This window comes from Pseudomonas sp. NLJ1 (assembly GCF_049486705.1).
Taxonomy (GTDB): Bacteria; Pseudomonadota; Gammaproteobacteria; order Pseudomonadales; family Pseudomonadaceae; genus Aquipseudomonas; species Aquipseudomonas inefficax.
Genome location: NZ_CP137735.1, coordinates 1,391,667 through 1,411,249, shown reverse-complemented (window position 1 = coordinate 1,411,249; position 19,583 = coordinate 1,391,667). Strand labels below are relative to the sequence as shown.

15 protein-coding genes and 3 tRNA genes are annotated in these 19,583 nt (G+C 63.3%); 7 read left to right on the top strand and 11 right to left on the bottom strand.

Annotated elements, in window-relative coordinates; genetic code table 11:
* The first annotated feature begins 372 nt into the window (after window positions 1-372).
* Window positions 373-1,695 (top strand): dicarboxylate/amino acid:cation symporter, encoded by a 1,323-nt coding sequence (locus tag R9B85_RS06280; protein WP_025340279.1) that lies wholly within the window; start codon window positions 373-375, stop codon window positions 1,693-1,695.
* A 120-nt stretch (window positions 1,696-1,815) separates the two neighbouring features.
* On the opposite strand, the gene tsaA is transcribed toward R9B85_RS06280, so the two are convergent.
* From tsaA to R9B85_RS06260, 4 genes are all read right to left on the bottom strand, one after another.
* Window positions 1,816-2,508: a tRNA (N6-threonylcarbamoyladenosine(37)-N6)-methyltransferase TrmO gene (tsaA, locus tag R9B85_RS06275; RefSeq protein WP_112253469.1), complete on the bottom strand. Its 693-nt coding sequence runs from the start codon at window positions 2,506-2,508 to the stop codon at window positions 1,816-1,818.
* Between the two features lie 6 nt (window positions 2,509-2,514).
* The gene (locus R9B85_RS06270) at window positions 2,515-2,976 is read right to left on the bottom strand and encodes a DUF1456 family protein (protein WP_112253470.1); all 462 of its coding nucleotides are present in this window, start codon (window positions 2,974-2,976) and stop codon (window positions 2,515-2,517) included.
* Between the two features lie 49 nt (window positions 2,977-3,025).
* Window positions 3,026-3,736: an rRNA pseudouridine synthase gene (locus tag R9B85_RS06265; RefSeq protein ID WP_112253471.1), complete on the bottom strand. Its 711-nt coding sequence runs from the start codon at window positions 3,734-3,736 to the stop codon at window positions 3,026-3,028.
* Window positions 3,737-3,813: 77 nt separating this feature from the next.
* On the bottom strand, window positions 3,814-4,266 hold the full coding sequence (locus tag R9B85_RS06260) for a GNAT family N-acetyltransferase (RefSeq protein WP_207879308.1): 453 nt from the start codon (window positions 4,264-4,266) through the stop codon (window positions 3,814-3,816).
* Between the two features lie 321 nt (window positions 4,267-4,587).
* Between R9B85_RS06260 and R9B85_RS06255 the strand changes: the two genes are divergently transcribed.
* The 4 genes from R9B85_RS06255 to R9B85_RS06240 all read left to right on the top strand — a co-directional run bounded on the left by R9B85_RS06255 (window position 4,588) and on the right by R9B85_RS06240 (window position 8,702).
* A complete protein-coding gene (locus R9B85_RS06255) occupies window positions 4,588-5,211 on the top strand; it encodes a hypothetical protein (protein WP_375149944.1) in 624 nt (207 codons plus the stop codon).
* A 188-nt stretch (window positions 5,212-5,399) separates the two neighbouring features.
* Entirely contained in the window at window positions 5,400-6,245 is an 846-nt protein-coding gene (locus R9B85_RS06250; RefSeq protein WP_252378924.1) for a DUF6502 family protein, read from the top strand.
* A complete protein-coding gene (locus R9B85_RS06245; RefSeq protein WP_112254250.1) occupies window positions 6,242-7,897 on the top strand; it encodes a DUF5666 domain-containing protein in 1,656 nt (551 codons plus the stop codon). Before R9B85_RS06250 ends, R9B85_RS06245 begins: the two co-directional genes overlap by 4 nt.
* A gap of 55 nt (window positions 7,898-7,952) precedes the next feature.
* Window positions 7,953-8,702, top strand: a complete 750-nt coding sequence (locus R9B85_RS06240) for a hypothetical protein (RefSeq protein WP_215521302.1) — start codon at window positions 7,953-7,955, stop codon at window positions 8,700-8,702.
* A gap of 199 nt (window positions 8,703-8,901) precedes the next feature.
* Here R9B85_RS06240 and rimO read toward each other — a convergent pair whose 3' ends face one another.
* A complete protein-coding gene (rimO, locus tag R9B85_RS06235; RefSeq protein ID WP_013973825.1) occupies window positions 8,902-10,233 on the bottom strand; it encodes a 30S ribosomal protein S12 methylthiotransferase RimO in 1,332 nt (443 codons plus the stop codon).
* A 235-nt stretch (window positions 10,234-10,468) separates the two neighbouring features.
* Between rimO and R9B85_RS06230 the strand changes: the two genes are divergently transcribed.
* Window positions 10,469-12,379 carry a potassium transporter Kup gene (locus tag R9B85_RS06230; RefSeq protein ID WP_215521301.1) on the top strand — a complete coding sequence of 637 codons (1,911 nt, stop codon included), beginning with the start codon at window positions 10,469-10,471 and terminating at the stop codon, window positions 12,377-12,379.
* Between the two features lie 113 nt (window positions 12,380-12,492).
* Here R9B85_RS06230 and R9B85_RS06225 read toward each other — a convergent pair whose 3' ends face one another.
* The 5 genes from R9B85_RS06225 to R9B85_RS06205 form a co-directional block, all read right to left on the bottom strand.
* Window positions 12,493-13,785, bottom strand: a complete 1,293-nt coding sequence (locus R9B85_RS06225) for a virulence factor family protein (RefSeq protein ID WP_112254247.1) — start codon at window positions 13,783-13,785, stop codon at window positions 12,493-12,495.
* The gene (gene mprF / locus R9B85_RS06220) at window positions 13,785-16,427 is read right to left on the bottom strand and encodes a bifunctional lysylphosphatidylglycerol flippase/synthetase MprF (RefSeq protein ID WP_112254246.1); all 2,643 of its coding nucleotides are present in this window, start codon (window positions 16,425-16,427) and stop codon (window positions 13,785-13,787) included. The genes R9B85_RS06225 and mprF overlap by 1 nt, the downstream gene beginning before the upstream one ends.
* Before the next feature lie 262 nt (window positions 16,428-16,689).
* Window positions 16,690-16,766 (bottom strand) — tRNA-Met (locus tag R9B85_RS06215).
* Between the two features lie 124 nt (window positions 16,767-16,890).
* Window positions 16,891-16,967: transfer RNA gene (locus tag R9B85_RS06210), tRNA-Met, on the bottom strand.
* A gap of 136 nt (window positions 16,968-17,103) precedes the next feature.
* Window positions 17,104-17,180: transfer RNA gene (locus R9B85_RS06205), tRNA-Met, on the bottom strand.
* Between the two features lie 220 nt (window positions 17,181-17,400).
* Here R9B85_RS06205 and dinB point away from each other — a divergent pair.
* The gene (gene dinB, locus R9B85_RS06200; protein WP_181457416.1) at window positions 17,401-18,459 is read left to right on the top strand and encodes a DNA polymerase IV; all 1,059 of its coding nucleotides are present in this window, start codon (window positions 17,401-17,403) and stop codon (window positions 18,457-18,459) included.
* Between the two features lie 160 nt (window positions 18,460-18,619).
* On the opposite strand, the gene R9B85_RS06195 is transcribed toward dinB, so the two are convergent.
* Window positions 18,620-19,573: a hypothetical protein gene (locus R9B85_RS06195; protein WP_112254244.1), complete on the bottom strand. Its 954-nt coding sequence runs from the start codon at window positions 19,571-19,573 to the stop codon at window positions 18,620-18,622.
* Between the last annotated feature and the right edge of the window lie 10 nt (window positions 19,574-19,583).

Here is a 19,583-nt window from a genome sequence, read left to right as displayed (position 1 = left end):
TCCCACAAGACCGCAGAGGATCTGAATGCAGCCCGGTCACTGTGGGAGCGGGTTTACCCGCGAAGAGGCCAGCCCAGGCTATTGATGATGGGCGGATTCCCGCCAATGCCCCTGTACAAATCCCGCCATCGGGCGGAAATCCGCCAGCCCACCTCAGGCAAGTCGCCCCGTCGTTGGGCGTTTATCCCTTGCAAATACGGCCCTTGCACCCTTCGTGGGCATTTTGGCACCACCCTTGCTATTGATCCTCGCAGAGGCCTGCCCAGGCAGCTCGAACACAACGACAAATCCCTCCGGGTGCAGGAGGGTTAGCGATTCAGGTGCCCCATCGCCCTGGGAAGGGTGAACCGGCACACTTGAGGAAAATTAGCCATGACGACACGTCAGCCGCTGTACAAATCCCTGTATGTCCAGGTGTTGGTCGCCATCACCATCGGCATCCTGCTCGGCCACTACTACCCGGAGACGGGCGTCGCTCTCAAACCCTTGGGTGACGGCTTCGTCAAACTGATCAAGATGGTCATCGCCCCGATCATCTTCTGCACCGTGGTCAGCGGCATCGCCGGCATGCAGAGCATGAAGTCGGTCGGCAAGACCGGCGGTTACGCGCTGCTGTACTTTGAAATCGTCTCCACCATCGCCCTGATCATCGGCCTCGTCGTCGTCAACGTGGTCAAGCCGGGCGCTGGCATGCACATCGACGTCAGCACCCTGAACGCCAGCAGCGTGGCTGCCTACGCCGCCGCCGGCGCGCAGCAGACCACTGTCGGCTTCCTGCTCAACGTCATTCCCAACACCGTGGTCGGCGCCTTCGCCAACGGCGACATCCTGCAAGTGCTGATGTTCTCCGTGCTGTTCGGCTTCGCCCTGCACCGCCTGGGCAGCTACGGCAAGCCGGTGCTGGACATGATCGACCGCTTCGCCCATGTCATGTTCAACATCATCAACATGATCATGAAGCTGGCCCCGGTCGGTGCATTTGGTGCAATGGCCTTCACCATCGGCCAGTACGGCGTTGGTTCGCTGGTGCAGCTTGGCTACCTGATGGCCTGCTTCTACATCACCTGCCTGCTGTTCGTGCTGGTGGTGCTGGGTGGTATCTGCCGCGCCCACGGCTTCAGCGTCCTCAAGCTGATCCGCTACATCCGTGAAGAACTGCTGATCGTACTGGGCACTTCCTCCTCGGAATCGGCCTTGCCACGCATGCTGGCGAAGATGGAGCGCCTGGGTGCGAAGAAGTCGGTGGTTGGCCTGGTCATCCCGACCGGTTACTCGTTCAACCTCGATGGCACCTCGATCTACCTGACCATGGCTGCGGTGTTCATCGCCCAGGCCACTGACACCACCATGGACATCACTCACCAGATCACCTTGCTGCTGGTGCTGCTGGTGGCATCCAAGGGTGCTGCCGGCGTTACCGGCTCGGGCTTCATCGTGCTGGCCGCCACCCTGTCGGCTGTTGGCCATCTGCCGGTTGCCGGCCTGGCGCTGATCCTCGGCATCGACCGCTTCATGTCCGAAGCCCGCGCCCTGACCAACCTGGTTGGCAACGCCGTTGCCACCGTGGTCGTGGCCAAGTGGGTGAAGGAAATGGACAACGACAAGCTGGCATCGGAGCTGGCCTCCGGTGGTGCGCCGCTGGTCGATACTCGTCCGACCGACGACCTGGGCGTGGCTGAAGGCCCGGCTCGCTGATCGCGGGATGGTGAAAAGAAAAAGGCGACCTCAGGGTCGCCTTTTTCATGTGCCTTCATACCTGTGCGCGCTCCTACAAGGGACCGCGTACAGGCGCGAAGACCGCGCACAGTCCAGAGGTCAGGCCAGCACCACCTCCAGCACCCGGATCACGTCCGGTTGCGGGTAGTGCCAGCGCACCTGCACATCCCAGAACTTCACCCCATACACCCGCTCCGCCGGCGGCACCTGGTAGGCCGGCCGTGGGTCCTGCGCCAGGCATTGCTCGATCAGCTCCACCAGCGGTTCACCCAGGCGCAGTGCATGTTCGCGGGCCTGGAGCAGGGCGTTGTCGCCCCACTGCACGGCGATCGCGGCTGGCGCCTGGCTGGCCATCTGGTTGCTGGCGCCAGCGATGCTATCGGCGTACGGCACATACGGCTTGATGTCCAGCACCGGCGTACCGTCCAGCAGGTCGATACCAGACAGCAGCAGCCGCCCGGGTTCCACGCCTTCCAGGCGTACCACCGACTGACCGATGCCATTGGGCCGGTGGGTGGCGCGGGTGGCGAACACACCCATGCTCTTGTTCCCGCCCAGCCGCGGTGGCCGCACCTTCAGACGGGGTTTGTCTTCCAGTGCCTGGTGAAACAGGAACAGCAGCCAGACATGGCTGACCTGCTCCAGCCCCTCGACCGCATCGCCCTGGTCGAACGGCGGCAGCAGCTCGAGCACTCCGCGTGCGGCGGGCGCCAGTTGCGGCTGGCGCGGGATGGCAAACTTCTCCTTGAAACAGGAGCGGATGACGCCGACCGGGGTAACCGTGTGCTGCATGGCCAATCAGCCGCGCACGCGCAGGGTCAGGCCCTTGAGGAAATTGCGCAGCAACTGGTCGCCGCAGGGGCGGTAGTTGTCATGGCCAGCCTTGCGGAACAACGCACTGAGCTCGGGTTTGCTGACCGGGAAGTTGACCGACTTGAGGATCGCATGCAGGTCATCTTCCTTGAGCTCGAAAGCCACCCGCAGCTTCTTGAGGATGAGGTTGTTGGTCACCGGCAGCTCGATCGGCTGCGGCGGGCGGCTGTCATCCTTGCCGCGACGGTGGATCACCAGGCCGTCGAGAAAGTGCGCGATGACCCGTTCCGGGCAGCGCACGAAGCCTTCCTCGTCTTCCTTCTTCAGGTAGGTGGCCAGTACCAGGGGGTGCACGTCGAGGCCAGATAGCCCGATGATTTCGGCCATCTTGGCGTCATTCACCTTGAGCATGTAGCGCAGGCTGCGCAGGACGTCGTTGTGGTTCATTGTTGCAGAATCCTGTTCAGGTGCCGCGCCTGTGGGCGCGGCGTATTGCTTAGAAACGTTCGGTAGTGGCCAGGTAGCGCCACTGGCCCAGGGGCAACTTGCCCATTGACACGCCACCCAGGCGGATGCGGCGCATGCCGACCAGCTCCAGGCGCAGGTAGGCGCACAGCTCGGCGATCTGCCCTGGCTGCGGGTTTTTCAGGACCATGCGAAGGTGGGTCTCGTTCTGCCAGCTGGCCTTGGCTCTAGGCAGCTCGCGGTCATTGCGGGTGGCACCGCGTGCCAGGCGTTCCAGCGCCTGGGGCGTGGTCTCGCCGCGCACTTCTACGATGAATTCCTGTTCGAGGCGGCGCAGGTCGGCTTCGATCTTGCGGGTTACCCGCCAGTCCTGGGTGAATACCTGCAGGCCGCTGGCACCGCGCTCCAGCGGCGCCACGCAGGCCTGCCGGGCAAAATGCCCGTGCAAGGCGCGCACACCTTCGCGGTGGGCTTCGCTGAGGGTGCTCATGTTCATGCTGGCGCGGGCGGTTTCGCTATCCACGCTGGCCGGTTGGTTCAGCAGCAGGGTTACCGGTTCCAGCGTTTCGGCACGGGCACCCGGCAGCAGTTCGACGCGTTGCTGTTCGACCTTGAACTGCGGTTGCTCGACCACCACGCCATCGACTGTGACCCAGCCGCCTTCAATATACTGCTCGGCCTCGCGGCGGGAGCAGCCAAGCTGCTCGATAAGGCGTTTGGACAGGCGGACGGGTTCGGACATGACGGCAATTCGCAAAGGCAGGGAAAGACCTGCATTGTACCTGCCCGCGCGGCCGAGGGGCTGGGAATCTGTGTCATTTACGCCGTTTTGCGCAGGCGCATGTGCAGCAACGGGTAGGGTTGCCCCAGGCCGTCGGTCTCCGAACGGCCGATCACCTCGAAGCCCTCATGCAGGTAGAAGCCCAAGGCTTGCGGGTTCTGTTCATTGACATCCAGCCGTTCGGCATTCAGTTCGTCTATTGCATAGTGCAGCAGGCGCTTGCCAACCCCTTTGCCACGGTAGTGCGGTGCGACGAACAGCATGTCCACGCGCCCGTTGGCGACCCCGGCGAAACCACAGATGCGCTGGCGGTCCTTGCAGCAGATCAGCATTACGGCGTCGAGGTAGCGACGCAGTACCTGGTCGCGTAGCAGGACGATGTAGCCATCCGGCAGGAAGTCGTGGGTGGCACGTACCGAGTCCTCCCACACCTGTGCCAGTTCGCCGTAGTCACCCAAGCGCGGGGTTTGCAGCGTCAGTACCGAATGCATGCCGGTGTTCCTCCATGACGATAAGGCAAACATAGCAGGCCAACCACTGGTCGGCTTGTCCGTGCGCTGCTTGCACCTCGGTATTCGCCGGTCTATTACTTTTTCGTGGGAAAAATTCCCACGCATCGAAAGGCAACAACCGAACTCAGGATTCCCGGCTCGATTTGGCGTTTCTCATGGCGACAACCTGGAGACGAAATATGCAAATCCATGTGCTGTTCAAAAAGGCTCTATTGGCTGTAGCCGTTGCTGGCGTGCTGTCGACTTCCATCGTTCTGATCCCAGACTCGATATCCAGTGGCTCCAGCGCCTACGCCAAGGATGGCGGTGGAGGTGGCGGTGGCGGTCACGGTGGCGGTCACGGTGGCGGCGGTGGTGGTCATGGCGGTGGCGGGCACGGTGGCGGCGGTGGCGGTCATGGCGGTGGCGGCGGCGGTCACGGTGGCGGCGGTGGCGGTCATGGCGGTGGCGGCGGTGGTCACGGTGGCGGCGGTGGTGGCCATGGCGGTGGCGGCGGTGGTCACGGTGGTGGCGGTGGCCATGGCGGTGAAGGCGGCGGCCACGGCGCTGGCGGGGATGGAGATGGCCATGCCGGCAACAGTGGGCGCGGCCACGACGGTTCCTCGAACTCTGGGCGCAGCGGCAACCACGCTGAAGCAGGTGACGATCATGGCAATCACGTTGGCGGTGAGCCTGGGGACGATCACGGTAATCACGTTGGCGGCGAGCCCGGTGACGATCATGGCAATCACGTTGGCGGTGAGCCCGGGGACGATCATGGCAATCATGTTGGCGGTGAGCCTGGCGATGACCACGGCAATCATGTTGGTGGTGAACCTGGTGATGATCGTGGCGACCATCTGGGTGGCGAACCGGGTGATGACCGCGGTGAGCATGCCGCAGGCGAACCGGGTGATGACAACAGCAGGAGCTGACTGGCTCTGAACGGTCTCATGCAGCGCCTACGGGGCGGGCCTGCGTGAGGCCAGGTTCGGATACACGGCAGCCCCACTCAACGCGAAATGCAATGAGCGCCGACGACTATCCCTCATCTCGTCAGGGATATGGTTACAGTTGGTGTGGGATCTTTTCCCGCGTCGTATACTGGGTTCATCTGTCAAGGAATGCGCTCAATGCAATCGCCTACCATCCCCCCTTCGATGTTAAGCGCACTGCGGCGTGTCATGCGTCCTCTGGTGCGCCTGATGCTGCGCAAAGGGGTCACTTTCCCGATGTTCGCCGACCTGCTCAAGGAAGTGTTCGTCGATGTGGCTCATCGCGAATTTCGCCTGGACGGTACAGTGCCGACCGACAGCCGCATCAGCCTGCTCACGGGCGTGCATCGCAAGGATGTCCGGCGTCTGCGCAGCGAGGGGGGCGAATCGCTCGGCGCGCTGCCGGAAAACATCACGTTAGGTGCGCAGTTGGTCAATATGTGGACCACCGGCAAGCCGTTCTGCTCGGAGCCTGGCCAGGCGCTGCCGTTGCCGCGCCTGGCGAGTGTCGGCGGCGATAGCTCGTTCGATGCCCTGGTGGCGAAAGTCAGCACCGACATCCGCGGGCGGGTGGTGCTGGATGAGTGGTTGCGCCTGGGTATCGTCCGGCTCGATGAGCACGACTGTGTGCACCTGGAAGCCCAGGCATTCGTGCCGCAGAAAGGCTTCGACGAAAAGGCCGCGTACTTTGGCCACAACCTGCATGACCATGCCTGTGCAGCAGTGCACAACCTGAGTGGGGACGGCCAGCCGTTCTTTGAACGCAGCGTGCACTACGACGCCTTGAGCCCGGCCAGCGTCGACCACTTGCGTGCAGCAGTGGAAAAGGATGGCATGCAGATGCTGCTTGCCTTCAGCCGGCTCGCATCAGGCCTGGAAGAGGGCGATGTACCCAGCGCCGAGCAACGTCAGCGCATCACTGTCGGGCTTTATTTCTACACTGAGACTACCGACCCCGATTTGTCGAAGACATCAGAGCCATGACTTCCTTCGCGCGCTGCCTCAGTGTCGTCACGCTGATCCTGGGCTTCGGGCTGAACCTGATGGCGCCTGGCGAGGTGGTCGCAGCGCCGGTGTGTGTCAGCCGTGACGAAGTGGGTATGGCGGGTGCGGCGGGCTTGCAGTTTCCGGGTGGTATTGGAGGTACCGGCGCCAGAACGGGCGGTGTCGGCGGTACCGGTGTGCGTAGCGAAAACGGCGGAGTGGGTGGCACTGGTGCGCCGCTGCCGCAGCGTCCCGGCGGCACGGGCGGGACCGGTGCGGTGGCCGACGGTGTGGACGGCACCTTCATTGATAACGGCGGGGTAGGCGGTACCGGCGCACCGATCCTGCGCCCGGGCGGTACCGGGGGCACGGGCATCGTCGGCACTATCACCGGGTTCGCCTCGATCTGTGTCAATGGGCTGGAAGTACACTTTGGCAAGGATGTACCGGTGAGTGAAAACGGTGCACCTGCCAGTAGCGCTCACTTGGCGATCGGCCAGGTTGTCGCGGTGGAGGCCTTTGCCGGCAAGCGCGGCCTGCAAGCAGGGCGCATCTCGATCCTCAACGTTTACGAAGGGCCGCTGACGGCTCTGCCCAATGCTTCGGCCCCCCTGCGGGTCATGGGCCAACCTGTGCGGCTTGCTGCAGGGGCGCGGGTGGCTGAAGGGCTGCGCCCGGGCGAGCCGGTCAGGGTCAGTGGCCTGCGCGATGCCAGGGGCGAAGTGGTAGCCAGTCGTATCGAACGGGCGCCTGGGCTCAGGGAGGCCAGTGCCATCGGTGCGGTTGATCGTACTGGCAGCCTTCAAGGGCTCAAGCTGGGAACCCGTGTGGCACCCGCGCGGGAAGTGCTGGTGCGTGGGCAGTGGACCGGGCGCCAGCTGGTAGTGGCGCAAACCCGTCCAGACCCGAGCCTGCCTTTTGCTGGCCGTGTGCAGGCGGCGGTGATCGAAGGGCTGGTACAGCGCAGCCACGCTCAACAACTGGTGGTGGCAGGCATCAAGGTGACGCTGGGGCAGGGCACAGTGATCGTCGGCAAGCAGCCCGCGGCATTGGCGCTCGATCAACGTGTGCGGGTGAGCGGGGTGTTCAGTGGCAAGCACGAGCTGCGGGCGACCCGCGTGGAGTTCCATGATGACCGAGTCGACAACCCGGACAGAGGGCATTCGGGGCGTGGCAGCGAGCACGGTGCCAGTGACGTTGAAGGGGTCAGCAATAGCGGGCATGGCGGACGCGATACGACCAGTGACCGCATTGAAAGCAGTGATGACCACAGCGGGCACGGCGGTGTTGACGATTCCAGTGGTCGGGGCAGTGCTGAGGGCGTGGACAGGTCCGGAACGTCGGAACGTGTCGAAACCGTGGAGCAACCCGAGAGCAGCAATAGTGGAAGCTCTGACCGGGTACAGAAGGTCGAGCTTGAAAAGGTGGAAAAGATTGAAAAAGCGGAGAAGATTGAAAAGGTAGAGAAAGTAGAAAAAGCCGAGAAGATCGAGAAGCCCGAAAAGGTCGAGAAGATCGAAAAGCCTGACAAAATCGAGAAAGTAGAAAAAGTAGAGAAGGTCGAGAAAGTAGAGAAGGTCGAAAAGATCGAAAGGCCCGAAACAACAGAGAAAGTCGAAAAAGTGGAACATCCGGAGCGATCTGGGCATTAGGCAACTAGGCTGGGGAAGTGCCATCACCGTTCCCGGCCGGGATACCGAGGTGCAGATGAGACCCACGCTCCCTCTTTTCGCCTGCTTGCTGTCATGCGCCAGCGCCTCGGCCCTGGGCGATACCTTCAGCGCCGCCATAGGCATGGACTATTCAAGTGGCGACTATGGCACGGGTACAACCTCGGAAATCTGGTACGTCCCCGTGGTCGGCAAGTATGAAACCGGCCCGATGACCTACAAGGTCACCGTGCCCTGGCTGCGCATCACCAACCCAGAGGTGGGCCCGAACGGTGACCCCTTGCCCGGTGGCTGCCGGGATGTGGAAAGCGGGTTGGGGGACACGGTTGCCAGCGCCGGTTATGCCCTGCTCGATGGCAGTGGCGGCGGCCTGATGCTGGACCTGATCGGCAAGGTCAAATTCCCCACTGCCGATGAAGACCAGTGCCTGGGCACCGGTGAATACGACTACACCGGCCAGGTCGACATCGCCAAGGCCTTTGGCCCGGTGACCGGCTTCGCGACCCTGGGCTGGAAGAAGTTCGGCGACCCGCCCGACAGCGATTTCGACGACCCGATTTTTGCCAGCCTCGGCTTCGCCATGCCCGTGGCTGCAGGCACTTCGGCGGGCGCTTCCTACGACTGGCGGCAGAAGGTCGTCTCGACGGGCGCGCAGATCAGGGAACTTACCCTGTTCCTGACCCACAAGCTCAACCAGCAGTGGAAAGTGCAACTCTATGCGGTCAAAGGCTTCTCGGATGCCAGCCCGGATGCAGAGGGCGGCCTGATGCTTTTTCATGCGTTCTGACGAAAAAGCCCCTGACCCGGTAATGCCTGTCAGACAGTGTTAACGGGGCCGCTTCGCAGCCCATCGCCGGCAAGCCGGCTCCCACAGGTACCGCGCAGAATTCAGGATTTGCGCGATCCCCTGTGGGAGCCGGCTTGCCGGCGATGGGCCGCGAAGCGGCCCCAAATTACACAACTGCAGGCATTATGTTCCAGCGCGATTAGATGGGTTCGGCCCACATGTCGTATTCGTCGGCATCCACCACGCGGCAACGCACCTTGTCACCCGGCTTGAAACCGTGGTCGCCATCGATGAACACGCTGCCATCGATCTCCGGGGCGTCGAAGAAGCTGCGGCCAACCGAACCTTGCTCTTCCACTTCATCGATCAATACGTCGATTTCCTTGCCGATGCGCAGTTGCAGGCGGGCGGCGCTGATGGCCTGCTGGTGGGCCATGAAGCGGTCCCAACGGTCCTGCTTGACGTCGTCCGGCACTTCTTCCAGGCCCAGGTCGTTGGCCGGGGCGCCTTCCACCGGCGAGTACTGGAAGCAGCCCACGCGGTCCAGCTGGGCTTCGGTCAGCCAGTCCAGCAGGTATTGGAAGTCTTCTTCGGTCTCGCCCGGGAAACCGACGATGAAGGTGGAGCGAATCACCAGCTCCGGGCACTGCTCGCGCCAGTTCTTGATACGCGCCAGGGTGCGGTCTTCGAACGCCGGGCGCTTCATGGCCTTGAGCACTTTCGGGCTGGCGTGCTGGAACGGGATGTCCAGGTACGGCAGGATCTTGCCGGCGGCCATCAGCGGGATCACGTCGTCGACGTTCGGGTATGGGTAAACGTAATGCAGGCGTACCCAGGCACCCAGGCTGCTCAGTGCTTCGCACAGTTCGAGCATGCGGGTCTTGACCGGGCGGCCGTTCCAGAAGTCGGTCTTGTACTTGACGTCGACGCCATAGGCGCTGGTGTCCTGGGAAATCACCAGGATTTCCTTGACCCCGGCCTTGACCAGGCGCTCGGCCTCGCTCAGCACTTCGCCGACCGGGCGGCTGACCAGCTTGCCGCGCATGGACGGGATGATGCAGAAGCTGCAGCTGTGGTTGCAGCCTTCGGAAATCTTCAGGTACGCATAGTGGCGCGGGGTCAGCTTGACGCCCTGCGGCGGCACCAGGTCGATCAGCGGGTTGTGGTCCTGGCGTGGCGGCACCACTTCGTGCACGGCGTTGACCACCTGCTCGTACTGCTGCGGGCCGGTGACCGACAGCACGCTCGGGTGCACGTCACGGATGCTGCCTTCCTCGACACCCATGCAGCCGGTGACGATGACTTTGCCGTTTTCCTTGATCGCTTCGCCGATCACTTCCAGCGACTCGGCCTTGGCGCTGTCGATGAAACCGCAGGTGTTGACCACCACCACGTCGGCGTCCTCGTAGGTGGGCACGACTTCATAGCCTTCCATGCGCAGCTGGGTCAGGATGCGCTCGGAATCGACCAGGGCTTTTGGGCAACCCAGGCTTACGAAACCTACCTTGGGGGTGGCGGGCGTGGTGGACATGACTAACCTCGGTATTGAATGCAGGTCGCCCGACCGGAATCGGGGGCGATCTTGACGGGCGCTTTTGGCGCCTCTGATCAAAAAGTGCGCAATTCTAGCGAGCGCAGGGTCGCTTGACCAGCAGAAATGCGACGAACGCTGCGCTATGCTTCGCGCCATTGCGCCGGGGGTATCGGTATCACCTGGCGCATGGGGAATTCTACTGGCCTTGCAAGGCCGTCTGCGGGAGTGGTCGATGGTTCAGGCAAGCAGTCACGCCGAGGGCGGGCACGAGGGGAAGCAGGGCGCGACGCGGTCGCTGAGCCTGCTCGTGGCAGCGGTCGGGGTAGTTTATGGCGATATCGGTACCAGCCCGTTGTATACCCTCAAGGAAGTCTTCAGCGGCGGGTACGGAGTACCGGTCAACCATGACGGCGTGCTGGGGATCCTGTCGCTGATCCTGTGGTCGCTGCTGTGGGTTGTGTCGTTCAAATACGTGATGTTCATCCTGCGCGCCGACAACCAGGGCGAGGGCGGCACCATGGCGTTGACCGCACTGGCGCGGCGGGCCACGGCGGCCTATCCGAGGTTGCGCACGTTGATGGTGGTTTGCGGGTTGATCGGCGCTTCGTTGTTCTATGGCGACAGCATGATCACCCCGGCGGTGTCGGTGCTCTCGGCGGTAGAGGGCATGGGCCTGGCGTTCGAGGGTATCGACCACTGGGTGGTGCCGATTTCGCTGGTGATATTGGTGGCGCTGTTCCTGGTGCAAAAGCACGGCACCGACAAGATCGGCAAGCTGTTCGGCCCGATCATGGTCATCTGGTTCGTGGCGCTGGGTGCGCTGGGGGTGCATGGCATTTCGCAGAGCCCGGAAGTACTCAAGGCATTCAACCCGATCTGGGCGGTGAACTTCTTCGTGGTTCACCCCGGCATGGGTGTCGCCATTCTCGGTGCGGTGGTGCTGGCGCTGACCGGTGCCGAGGCGTTGTACGCCGACATGGGCCACTTTGGCCGCAAGCCGATCGCCCGGGCCTGGTTTGCCTTGGTACTGCCGGGGCTGGTGCTCAACTACTTTGGCCAGGGCGCGTTACTGCTGCAAGACCCCGAGGCGGCACGTAACCCGTTCTACCTGCTGGCGCCGGGCTGGGCGCTGCTGCCGATGGTCGGTTTGGCTACCATGGCCACGGTGATCGCTTCGCAGGCGGTGATCTCAGGGGCGTTCTCCCTGACCCGCCAGGCCATTCAGCTGGGCTACATTCCCCGGATGCAGATCCAGCATACCTCCAGCGACGAACAGGGGCAGATCTACATCGGCGCAATCAACTGGTCGCTGATGGTCGGCGTGGTACTGCTGGTGGTCGGTTTCGAGTCGTCCGGAGCCCTTGCGGCGGCCTACGGCGTGGCGGTGACCGGTACCATGCTGATGACCACCATCCTGGTCTCGGCGGTGATGCTGCTGCTGTGGAAGTGGCCACCGGTGCTGGCAGTGCCGATCCTGCTGGGCTTCCTGTTCGTCGACGGGCTGTTCTTTGCCGCCAACGTGCCGAAGATCGCCCAGGGCGGTGCCTTCCCGGTATTGGCCGGGGGCGTGCTGTACCTGTTGATGAGCACCTGGAAGCGCGGCAAGCAAATCCTGATGGAGCGTATCGACGAAGGCGCGCTGCCACTGCAGCTGTTCATCAGCAGCATACGCATTCAGCCGCCGCACCGGGTCGAAGGCACGGCGGTGTTCCTCACGGCGCGCTCCGATGCGGTGCCCCATGCGCTGTTGCACAACATGTTGCATAACCAGGTGCTGCACAGTCAGGTCGTGCTGTTGACGGTTGTCAGTGAGGACCGGCCACGGGTACCGGAGCAGGAGCGTTTCGAAGTGGAGGCTTATGGCGACGGGTTCTTCCGCGTGCTGCTGCACTTTGGCTTCATGGACGAACCGGATGTGCCGGCGGCGCTGAAGCTTTGCCACCTGGAAGAGCTGGACTTCAGCCCGATGCGCACCACCTACTTCCTCAGCCGCGAGACCGTGATCGCCTCACGGCTGGAGGGGATGTCGCGCTGGCGGGGCAACCTGTTTGCGTTCCTGCTGAAGAATGCCAACGGCAACTTGCGCTTCTTCAACCTGCCGTTGAACCGGGTGATCGAGCTGGGGACCCAGGTCGAGATCTGAGGTGCAATACAGATTTCAAGGCAGTACCCGCTCCCACATGGACCGCATAGCTTTCAAAGCTTGCGCTGTACCTGTGGGAGCGGGTTTACCCGCGAATGGGTCGCAAGGTCTTATCAGTTCTGCTCAGCCACGCTGGACTTGCCCTGGCGTGTCTCGATCTCGCCGATCAGGCGCTTGGCCAATGCCGGGTAGTTTTCGTCGAAGTGGTGCCCCCCTGGCAGCTTCAGGCGTTCACCCACCGCAGTCTTGTCGGTGCAGCCGCTCTCGTCGGTTTCTTCCACACCATACACGCACACCACCTTGGAAGCCGGCAGCCTGGCCATTTCAGGCCCGGTTGGCGCTTCCTGGCCTTCCTTGCCCAGCCAGCCCTCGACTTCGATCTCGAAGCTGCCACTGCGGGCAAAGGCCAGCAGCATCACCGCGTCGATACGCTGCTGGTCCTCGGCCGGCAGGCGGTTGTAGATCGCCGGCAGCACGTCGGCGCCGAACGAATAGCCGGTCAGCACGAAGCGCTTGGTGCCCCACTTCTGCCGATAGTGCTGCATCAGCTCGGACAGGTCGGCGGCGCTTTGTTCCGGAGTCTTGTGCTGCCAGTAGTAGCGCAACGTATCGATGCCGACCACCGGGTAGCCAAGCTTGGCCATTTCCCCGGCCACGTCGCGGTCCAGGTCCCGCCAGCCACCATCACCGGAAAGGAACAGGGTGACCGTGTCGGTAGTCTGCCCGGCCGGTACCTCGACCACCGGGATGGCCAGGGCGTTGCCATCGTGGCCGACCAGGGCCTGGGTGAGCTGGGCCTTGAGCACTTGTGGCAGGTGGATGTCGTAGTCGCTGATGCTGGTTTCGGCATTGGCCTGGTCGCGCACGAAAGCGGCGCTGGCGTCATCCGGGTTGTCGTTCCAGGCGACGTTCCAGTGGCCATGGGCGGCCGACTTCGGCAGCGGCGCCTGGCAGCCGGGCTGTTCCAGGCTGAAGTCCACGGAAATCGCCCGCGCCTTGTCGTTGTTCTGGCTGGCCAGCCAGCGCCAGGCCTGGGCGGCGCCAGGGCCGATGCCGGCGACCAGGGTCGGCTTCTCCGACAATTGGCCCAGGGCCTGGTCTAGGGCCTGTTGCTGCTTGCTGCAGTCGTTGGGCGGCACGATCACCTGCACCAGTTGCGCTTCGCCGGCCTGTGCCAGGTCCAGCAGTTGCCTGTCGGTCAGCGCCTGGTCCTGAGGGACACCGATGGCCACCCGGGCTTTGGGGTGCACGCCTGGGGTCACGCGGGTGATAGGGGTGCCATTGATGCTCAGTTGTTCCAGGCGCGCCTCGGGGGCCGGGCGCGTCCATAGCCAGAACGCCAGCGCGCCTCCCAGGGCGGCCAACAGCAGGGGAACCAGCAGGTACAGCCAAAAGCGTCGGGTCATCAACGTTTCACCAATCCAGTCAGGCCGCCTGCAATCAGGGCGGCGGTGTCGGCCAGTGCCACCAGCGGGTCGAGCCCGGCCGGCACGGCCATGTAGCGGGGTTCCCAGTCCGGTTGGAACTTGTCCTTGAAGCGTCGAAGCCCCTGGAAGTTGTAAAGCTGCTCGCCACGGCGGAACACCATCGAGCCCAGGCGCTGGGTCAAGGGCGCGCCACGCCGCGGCTGCAGCCCGGAAAGCGGCACCATGCCCAGGCTGAAGCGGGCGTAGTCATGGCTTTTGTAGTGCAGGATCAGGCCGATCATCATGAATTCCATGGTCAGCTTCGGGGCTTCGGGGTGGGCCCGCATCAGGTCAAGGCTGGCCAGTTCATTGCCATGGGTTTCAAGCAGGTTGGCGAAAGCCACCGGGCGGCCCTGAAAGCGGATCAGGGCAATGCGAAAATGCTGCAGGTACTCAGGGCTGAAGCGCCCCAGCGAGAAGCCTTTCTCACGCACGTTCTTGCCGCCGAGCCAGGCGTCGGAAATTTCCTTCAGCTCGGCCAGCGGAGCATGCCCGGGCTCGTGGATCTCCAGGCTCAGGCCGTCACGGCCGCCACGGTTCCAGGTGTAGCGCAGGTCCTTCATCTCCTTGCCCTTGGCTTCGAGGTCGAAGCGGCGCAAGTCGACCCGGGCTTCTTCGCCCAGCTTCAGCGCGGTCAGGCCGATGTCCATGTAGAACGGCAGGTTCTCGGCGCGCACCTGATAGAACACCGGGCGGGCATGGTGCAGGTCGCACAGGTCGCGGAACTGCCAGATCATCTCGGCGCGCTCCTGGGCCGGGCCGATCGGGTCGTACAAGGCCACCAGGCTGCGACCGCGACGGGCGTACATGAGGAAGGCGTTGTCAGCAGGGTGGAACAACAGCGCCTTGTCGCCGGTCAGCGCCAGGCCGCCATCGGGCTGGTCAGAGGCCAGCAGAATGCGGTTGGCCCGCTGCAGTTCCTGTTCATCGGGCAGGTGGATTACCGGTGGTGCCGTGCGCAGCAGCCAGGTCAGGGCCACCGCCGCCAGCAGCAAGGCGCTGCCCATGGCGGCGCGCAGGCCGCGCGGGGCGTCGGCATCGAGGGTGAACTGCCACCACAGCTGATGGCTGTAGGGCACATCCTGGTAGGCGAACAGCAACAGCCACACCGATGCGCCCACCACACAGGCGCTGGCTACCAGAAACACCGGCGAGAACGGCAACTCGAGCAAGCGGCTGGGGCGGTAGAAGGAGCGGCGGAACAGAGCGAGCAGGGTGGCAGTAAGGGTCAGCAGGCAGGCCTCTTCCCAATCGAAGCCCTTGAGCAGCGACAGCAGGGCGCCGACCAGCAACAGCACGGTGGTCAGCAGCCAGGCGGCGGACAGGCGCCGGCGCAGGCCCTGGGCCAGCAGCAGGCACAGCACGCCGATCAGGCTGGCGCCGAAGTGCGAGGCGTCGATCAGGCGGTGCGGTACCAGGAAACCCATGTGCTCCAGGCGGGTGTCGATCTCCGGCGTGGCCCCGGAGAAAAGCAGCACCACCCCGGACAGGAACACCAGGATCGACAGGATCGGCGCAGCCAGCCCGGAAGCGGCCTTGATAGCCTGTTGCGCGAACAGCAGGCGCCGGGCTTCGTTGGCCAACAGCAGCACGCAGGCCAGCAGCAGCGGCAGTACCACGTAGATCAGCCGATACAGCAGCAGTGCTGCTGCCAGCGGCGCCGCGCCGAGTTGGTCGGCAAACGCTGCCAGCAGGATCGCTTCGAACACCCCGACGCCGCCCGGTACGTGGCTGAGCACACCTGCGGCCAAGGCCAGCAAATACACCAGGACAAAGGCACCAAATGGCGGTGCTTCGGGCAGCAGCAGATACAGCACGGTGGCGGCAGCCGCGACATCCAGTGCGGTGATCAGCAGTTGCAGGGCGGTCAGGCGGGCGCTGGGCAGGCGTAGTGTGCGCCGGCCTAGCTGTACCAGCAGGTTATCGGCCAGTGGTTGTTCGGCCAGGCGCCGGCGGTACAGGCCGAACACCAGCACGCTGCACAGCACCAGCACGGCTATGGCGATACCCGCCAGCAAGCCCGTCGCCAGACCCAGTGCGGCCGAGGCCGCCGGCAGGTCGCTCAGGGTCGCCAAGGCGGCCAGGGGCGGTAGCGCACAGCCCAGCGATAGGCTGGCGAACACGCTCATCCGCGCCACTTCGCCTGCGCCGACCCCTTGCCGCGCATACAGGCGGTAGCGCACCGAACCTCCCGACAGCATCGACAGGCCGATGGCGTTGCCGATGGCAAAGGCACTGAAGCCGCCCAGCAGCAGGCTGGGCAGCGGCAGTTTCACACCGGCATAGCGGCTGGCCGACCACTCGTAACCCAGCAGAATCAGGAAGCCGGCCACGGTTGCCAGCAAGGCACCGAGCAGTGCCTGGGTCGGTACGCTGAGCATGGCATCGTGCAAGGCATAGATATCCAACTCGCTCAACAGGTGGCGGCAGGCGATCAAGGCCATGGTGAACAACACCAGGGTCACTGCCAGGCTGATGGGCTGACGGTAGCGGCTCAAGCGCTCGAGCAAGGGCAGGCGTTGCACGGCCCCCGGCAGCGCCGAGGCGAGCGGCGCTGCCGGTTCTGGGTTTGGCGAAGTCATTGGTTGCCTCGGGCATGCAGCGCGAGGAGAGGGGAAGGTGCGGCCAAGTGAAAGTCCCTTAGAAAAACGTATCCCCATGTTACTCCGGGCTCGGGCGCTTGCAGCGGCCTGGCCGGGTTAAAGATAGTTCATCCAAGGCACGCCCTTTCTAGCCAGGGGGTGGCTGAGGGGGCGAGGGAATTCGAGGCGAGGAAAAAGCAGAGGGGCGAAAACGACAAACCCCGCGCTGCTGTTACACAGGCGGGGTTTGTTCTGACGAATATGGTTGCGGGAGCCGGATTTGAACCGACGACCTTCGGGTTATGAGCCCGACGAGCTACCAGGCTGCTCCATCCCGCGTCAGAGGGGCGCATTCTACAGCTTGGCGATTGGTTGTCAAGCTTTTTGAACTTCAGGCTAGCGATGCACATTTTCAGAGGCAAAGAAAAAGGCCACTGTGTATACAGTGGCCTTTTCTTGAATCTGGTTGCGGGAGCCGGATTTGAACCGACGACCTTCGGGTTATGAGCCCGACGAGCTACCAGGCTGCTCCATCCCGCGTCAGTGGGGCGGATTCTACAGCTTGTGGCGGGTGTGTCAAGCGCTAACGTTTGATTTCTCGACACTTTTTGCTGGCAGAGGTTTTCTGCGCACAAAGAAAAAGGCCACTGCGTTAACAGTGGCCTTTTCTCGAATCTGGTTGCGGGAGCCGGATTTGAACCGACGACCTTCGGGTTATGAGCCCGACGAGCTACCAGGCTGCTCCATCCCGCGCCTGTGAGATCGAATTCTACGGATTCTCTTCCCATTGTCAAGCAAATGTTCTGGAAAAACCTTTTTTGTTCAACCCCTTAGCGTATTCAAATGTATGCAGCTCAGGCACGGTGGGGCTTTCAGGCCGATTATCGTGTGCCGAAGCGGGTGAGCTGTTTCACAACAGTACGCATGCGATACTATCTGTATGAATTTACAGTGCTGACGGTCATCCATGTCCTTGCGCAAGATCATCCACGTCGACTGCGATTGCTTCTACGCCGCGATCGAAATGCGTGACGACCCGCGCCTGGCCGGGCGGCCCATGGCGGTGGGGGGCTCGGCCGACCATCGTGGGGTCATCGCCACCTGCAACTATGAGGCGCGTGCCTACGGCGTGCGTTCGGCCATGTCGTCGCGGCACGCGCTGAAACTGTGCCCGGACCTGCTGATCGTCAAGCCGCGCTTCGAGGCCTACCGCGAGGCCTCGCGGGAAATCCACACGATCTTCCGCGACTACACCGAGCTGATCGAGCCGCTGTCACTGGACGAGGCCTATCTGGATGTGAGCGACAGCCAATGGTACTCGGGCAGCGCCACGCGCATTGCCGAAGATATCCGCCGCCGCGTCGCCCGCACCCTGCATATCACTGTCTCGGCCGGCGTGGCGCCTAACAAGTTCCTGGCCAAGATCGCCAGTGACTGGCGCAAGCCCAATGGCCTGTTCGTGATTACCCCGGACGAAGTGGAGGCATTTGTTGCCGCCCTGCCGGTGGCCAGGTTGCACGGGGTGGGCAAGGTAACGGCAGACAAGATGGCGCGGTTGGGTATCGAAACCTGCCTGGAGCTGCGCGAATGGTCGCGTCTGGCGCTGGTGCGCGAGTTCGGCAGCTTTGGCGAGCGGTTGTGGGGGCTGGCGCGGGGTATCGATGAGCGTGCGGTACACAATGACAGCCGCCGGCAGTCAGTCAGCGTGGAAAACACCTACGACACCGACCTGCCGGACCTGGCCAGTTGCCTGGCACGGCTGCCCGAACTGCTGGAAAGCCTGAACCAGCGTATCGCCCGCATGGACAGTAGTTACCGGCCGGAAAAGCCCTTCGTCAAGGTCAAGTTCCATGACTTCAGCCAGACCACCATGGAGCAGGCGGGGGCGGGCAGAGACCTTGAGAGTTATCGCCAGTTGCTGGGGCAGGCGTTTGCCCGTGGTGGCAAGCCGGTACGCTTGTTGGGGGTAGGCGTGAGGTTGCGCGACTTGCGCGGGGCGCATGAGCAGCTGGAGCTGTTCCCGCCTCAATAAATGGCCCGCCAATTTAACGCGGTCCCTGTAGGAGCGGCCTTGTGTCACGATGGGCTGCGAAGCAGCCCCGGCATTTCATGCATCAACGCTGAAATCCTGGGGCTGCTTCGCAGCCCATCGCGACACAAGGCCGCTCCTACAAGATATTGCGTGATGCGGGTTACTGCGCGCCCGGGTCAGCCACCAACCTGCCGGTGGCCTTGGTCAGCGACTGCAGAAATTCCTGCTGCAACTCCGGGTCGTTGCGGGTCAGTTCGATCAGGCTCTGTTCCATTTCACTGGCTTCCTCTTCCAGGCCCAGTTCGGACAAGCGCTTGACCCGGTGTACCCATTGGCCGACATCGTCATCTTCGAGGTCATCGAAGATCAGTTCATGGGCTTCGAGCAGCTTGTTGCGCAGGGTGGCGCTGACCAGCAGGCTGGCATCGCCACGTACCGCGTTGTCCTCGTCCAGCACCTGCAGGTGCAGGGTACCGATGTGGTTGAGGTTCTGCTCGGAGAACGGGCTGTCGAGCAGGTTCAGGCGCAGCACGCCGTTCCTGTCGGTGGTCAGCTCGTGGGTCATCTTGCCAGCCTTCACCTCGACCAGGCGCTCGCTCCAGGGCAGGCTGGTAGATTCCTCGCGCTTGCCTTTCTGCACTTCGCTGATCCCGGCCAGGTTCTGCTGGGCACGGCCGTTGGACGGCACGTTCATGAACGGGTTGAGCCCGTCCACGCCGTAGCTGAGCCAGTCGTGGGTGATGCTTTCCGGCAGGTTGCCCAGGGCGAACACATTGACCACGTTGGCACCCACGCCTGCCACCACAGCCACCGCACCCAGCGGGATCTCGTAGATCTCCCGCCAGGGTTGGTAAGGCGTATAGCGGTCATAGCTGCGGGTGACTTCGAATTCGGTGACTTCGAAGCGCTTCTGCTCATGCACGCGCACACGCCGTTGCGGAAGCTCCATCACCTTCGGCTCGCCGACATCGATCTGCAGGGTGTGCTCGAGCAGTTTGCGCTCGACGCGCTCCTCATGGTCGCTGCGCTGGGACATCTGGTTGGCGCAGCCACTGACGAGCAGGGCGCCGCACAGTGCGGCGCCCCCCAGGGGAAAGGTACTTCGCTTGAACATGATCACTCGT

Coding starts and splice junctions, on each gene's coding strand:
- R9B85_RS06280 (WP_025340279.1), top strand. CDS start 373: ATGACGACACGTCAGCCGCTGTACAAATCCCTGTATGTCCAGGTGTTG.
- tsaA (WP_112253469.1), bottom strand. CDS start 2,508: ATGCAGCACACGGTTACCCCGGTCGGCGTCATCCGCTCCTGTTTCAAG.
- R9B85_RS06270 (WP_112253470.1), bottom strand. CDS start 2,976: ATGAACCACAACGACGTCCTGCGCAGCCTGCGCTACATGCTCAAGGTG.
- R9B85_RS06265 (WP_112253471.1), bottom strand. CDS start 3,736: ATGTCCGAACCCGTCCGCCTGTCCAAACGCCTTATCGAGCAGCTTGGC.
- R9B85_RS06260 (WP_207879308.1), bottom strand. CDS start 4,266: ATGCATTCGGTACTGACGCTGCAAACCCCGCGCTTGGGTGACTACGGC.
- R9B85_RS06255 (WP_375149944.1), top strand. CDS start 4,588: ATGGCGGTGGAGGTGGCGGTGGCGGTCACGGTGGCGGTCACGGTGGCG.
- R9B85_RS06250 (WP_252378924.1), top strand. CDS start 5,400: ATGCAATCGCCTACCATCCCCCCTTCGATGTTAAGCGCACTGCGGCGT.
- R9B85_RS06245 (WP_112254250.1), top strand. CDS start 6,242: ATGACTTCCTTCGCGCGCTGCCTCAGTGTCGTCACGCTGATCCTGGGC.
- R9B85_RS06240 (WP_215521302.1), top strand. CDS start 7,953: ATGAGACCCACGCTCCCTCTTTTCGCCTGCTTGCTGTCATGCGCCAGC.
- rimO (WP_013973825.1), bottom strand. CDS start 10,233: ATGTCCACCACGCCCGCCACCCCCAAGGTAGGTTTCGTAAGCCTGGGT.
- R9B85_RS06230 (WP_215521301.1), top strand. CDS start 10,469: ATGGTTCAGGCAAGCAGTCACGCCGAGGGCGGGCACGAGGGGAAGCAG.
- R9B85_RS06225 (WP_112254247.1), bottom strand. CDS start 13,785: ATGACCCGACGCTTTTGGCTGTACCTGCTGGTTCCCCTGCTGTTGGCC.
- mprF (WP_112254246.1), bottom strand. CDS start 16,427: ATGACTTCGCCAAACCCAGAACCGGCAGCGCCGCTCGCCTCGGCGCTG.
- R9B85_RS06195 (WP_112254244.1), bottom strand. CDS start 19,573: ATGTTCAAGCGAAGTACCTTTCCCCTGGGGGGCGCCGCACTGTGCGGC.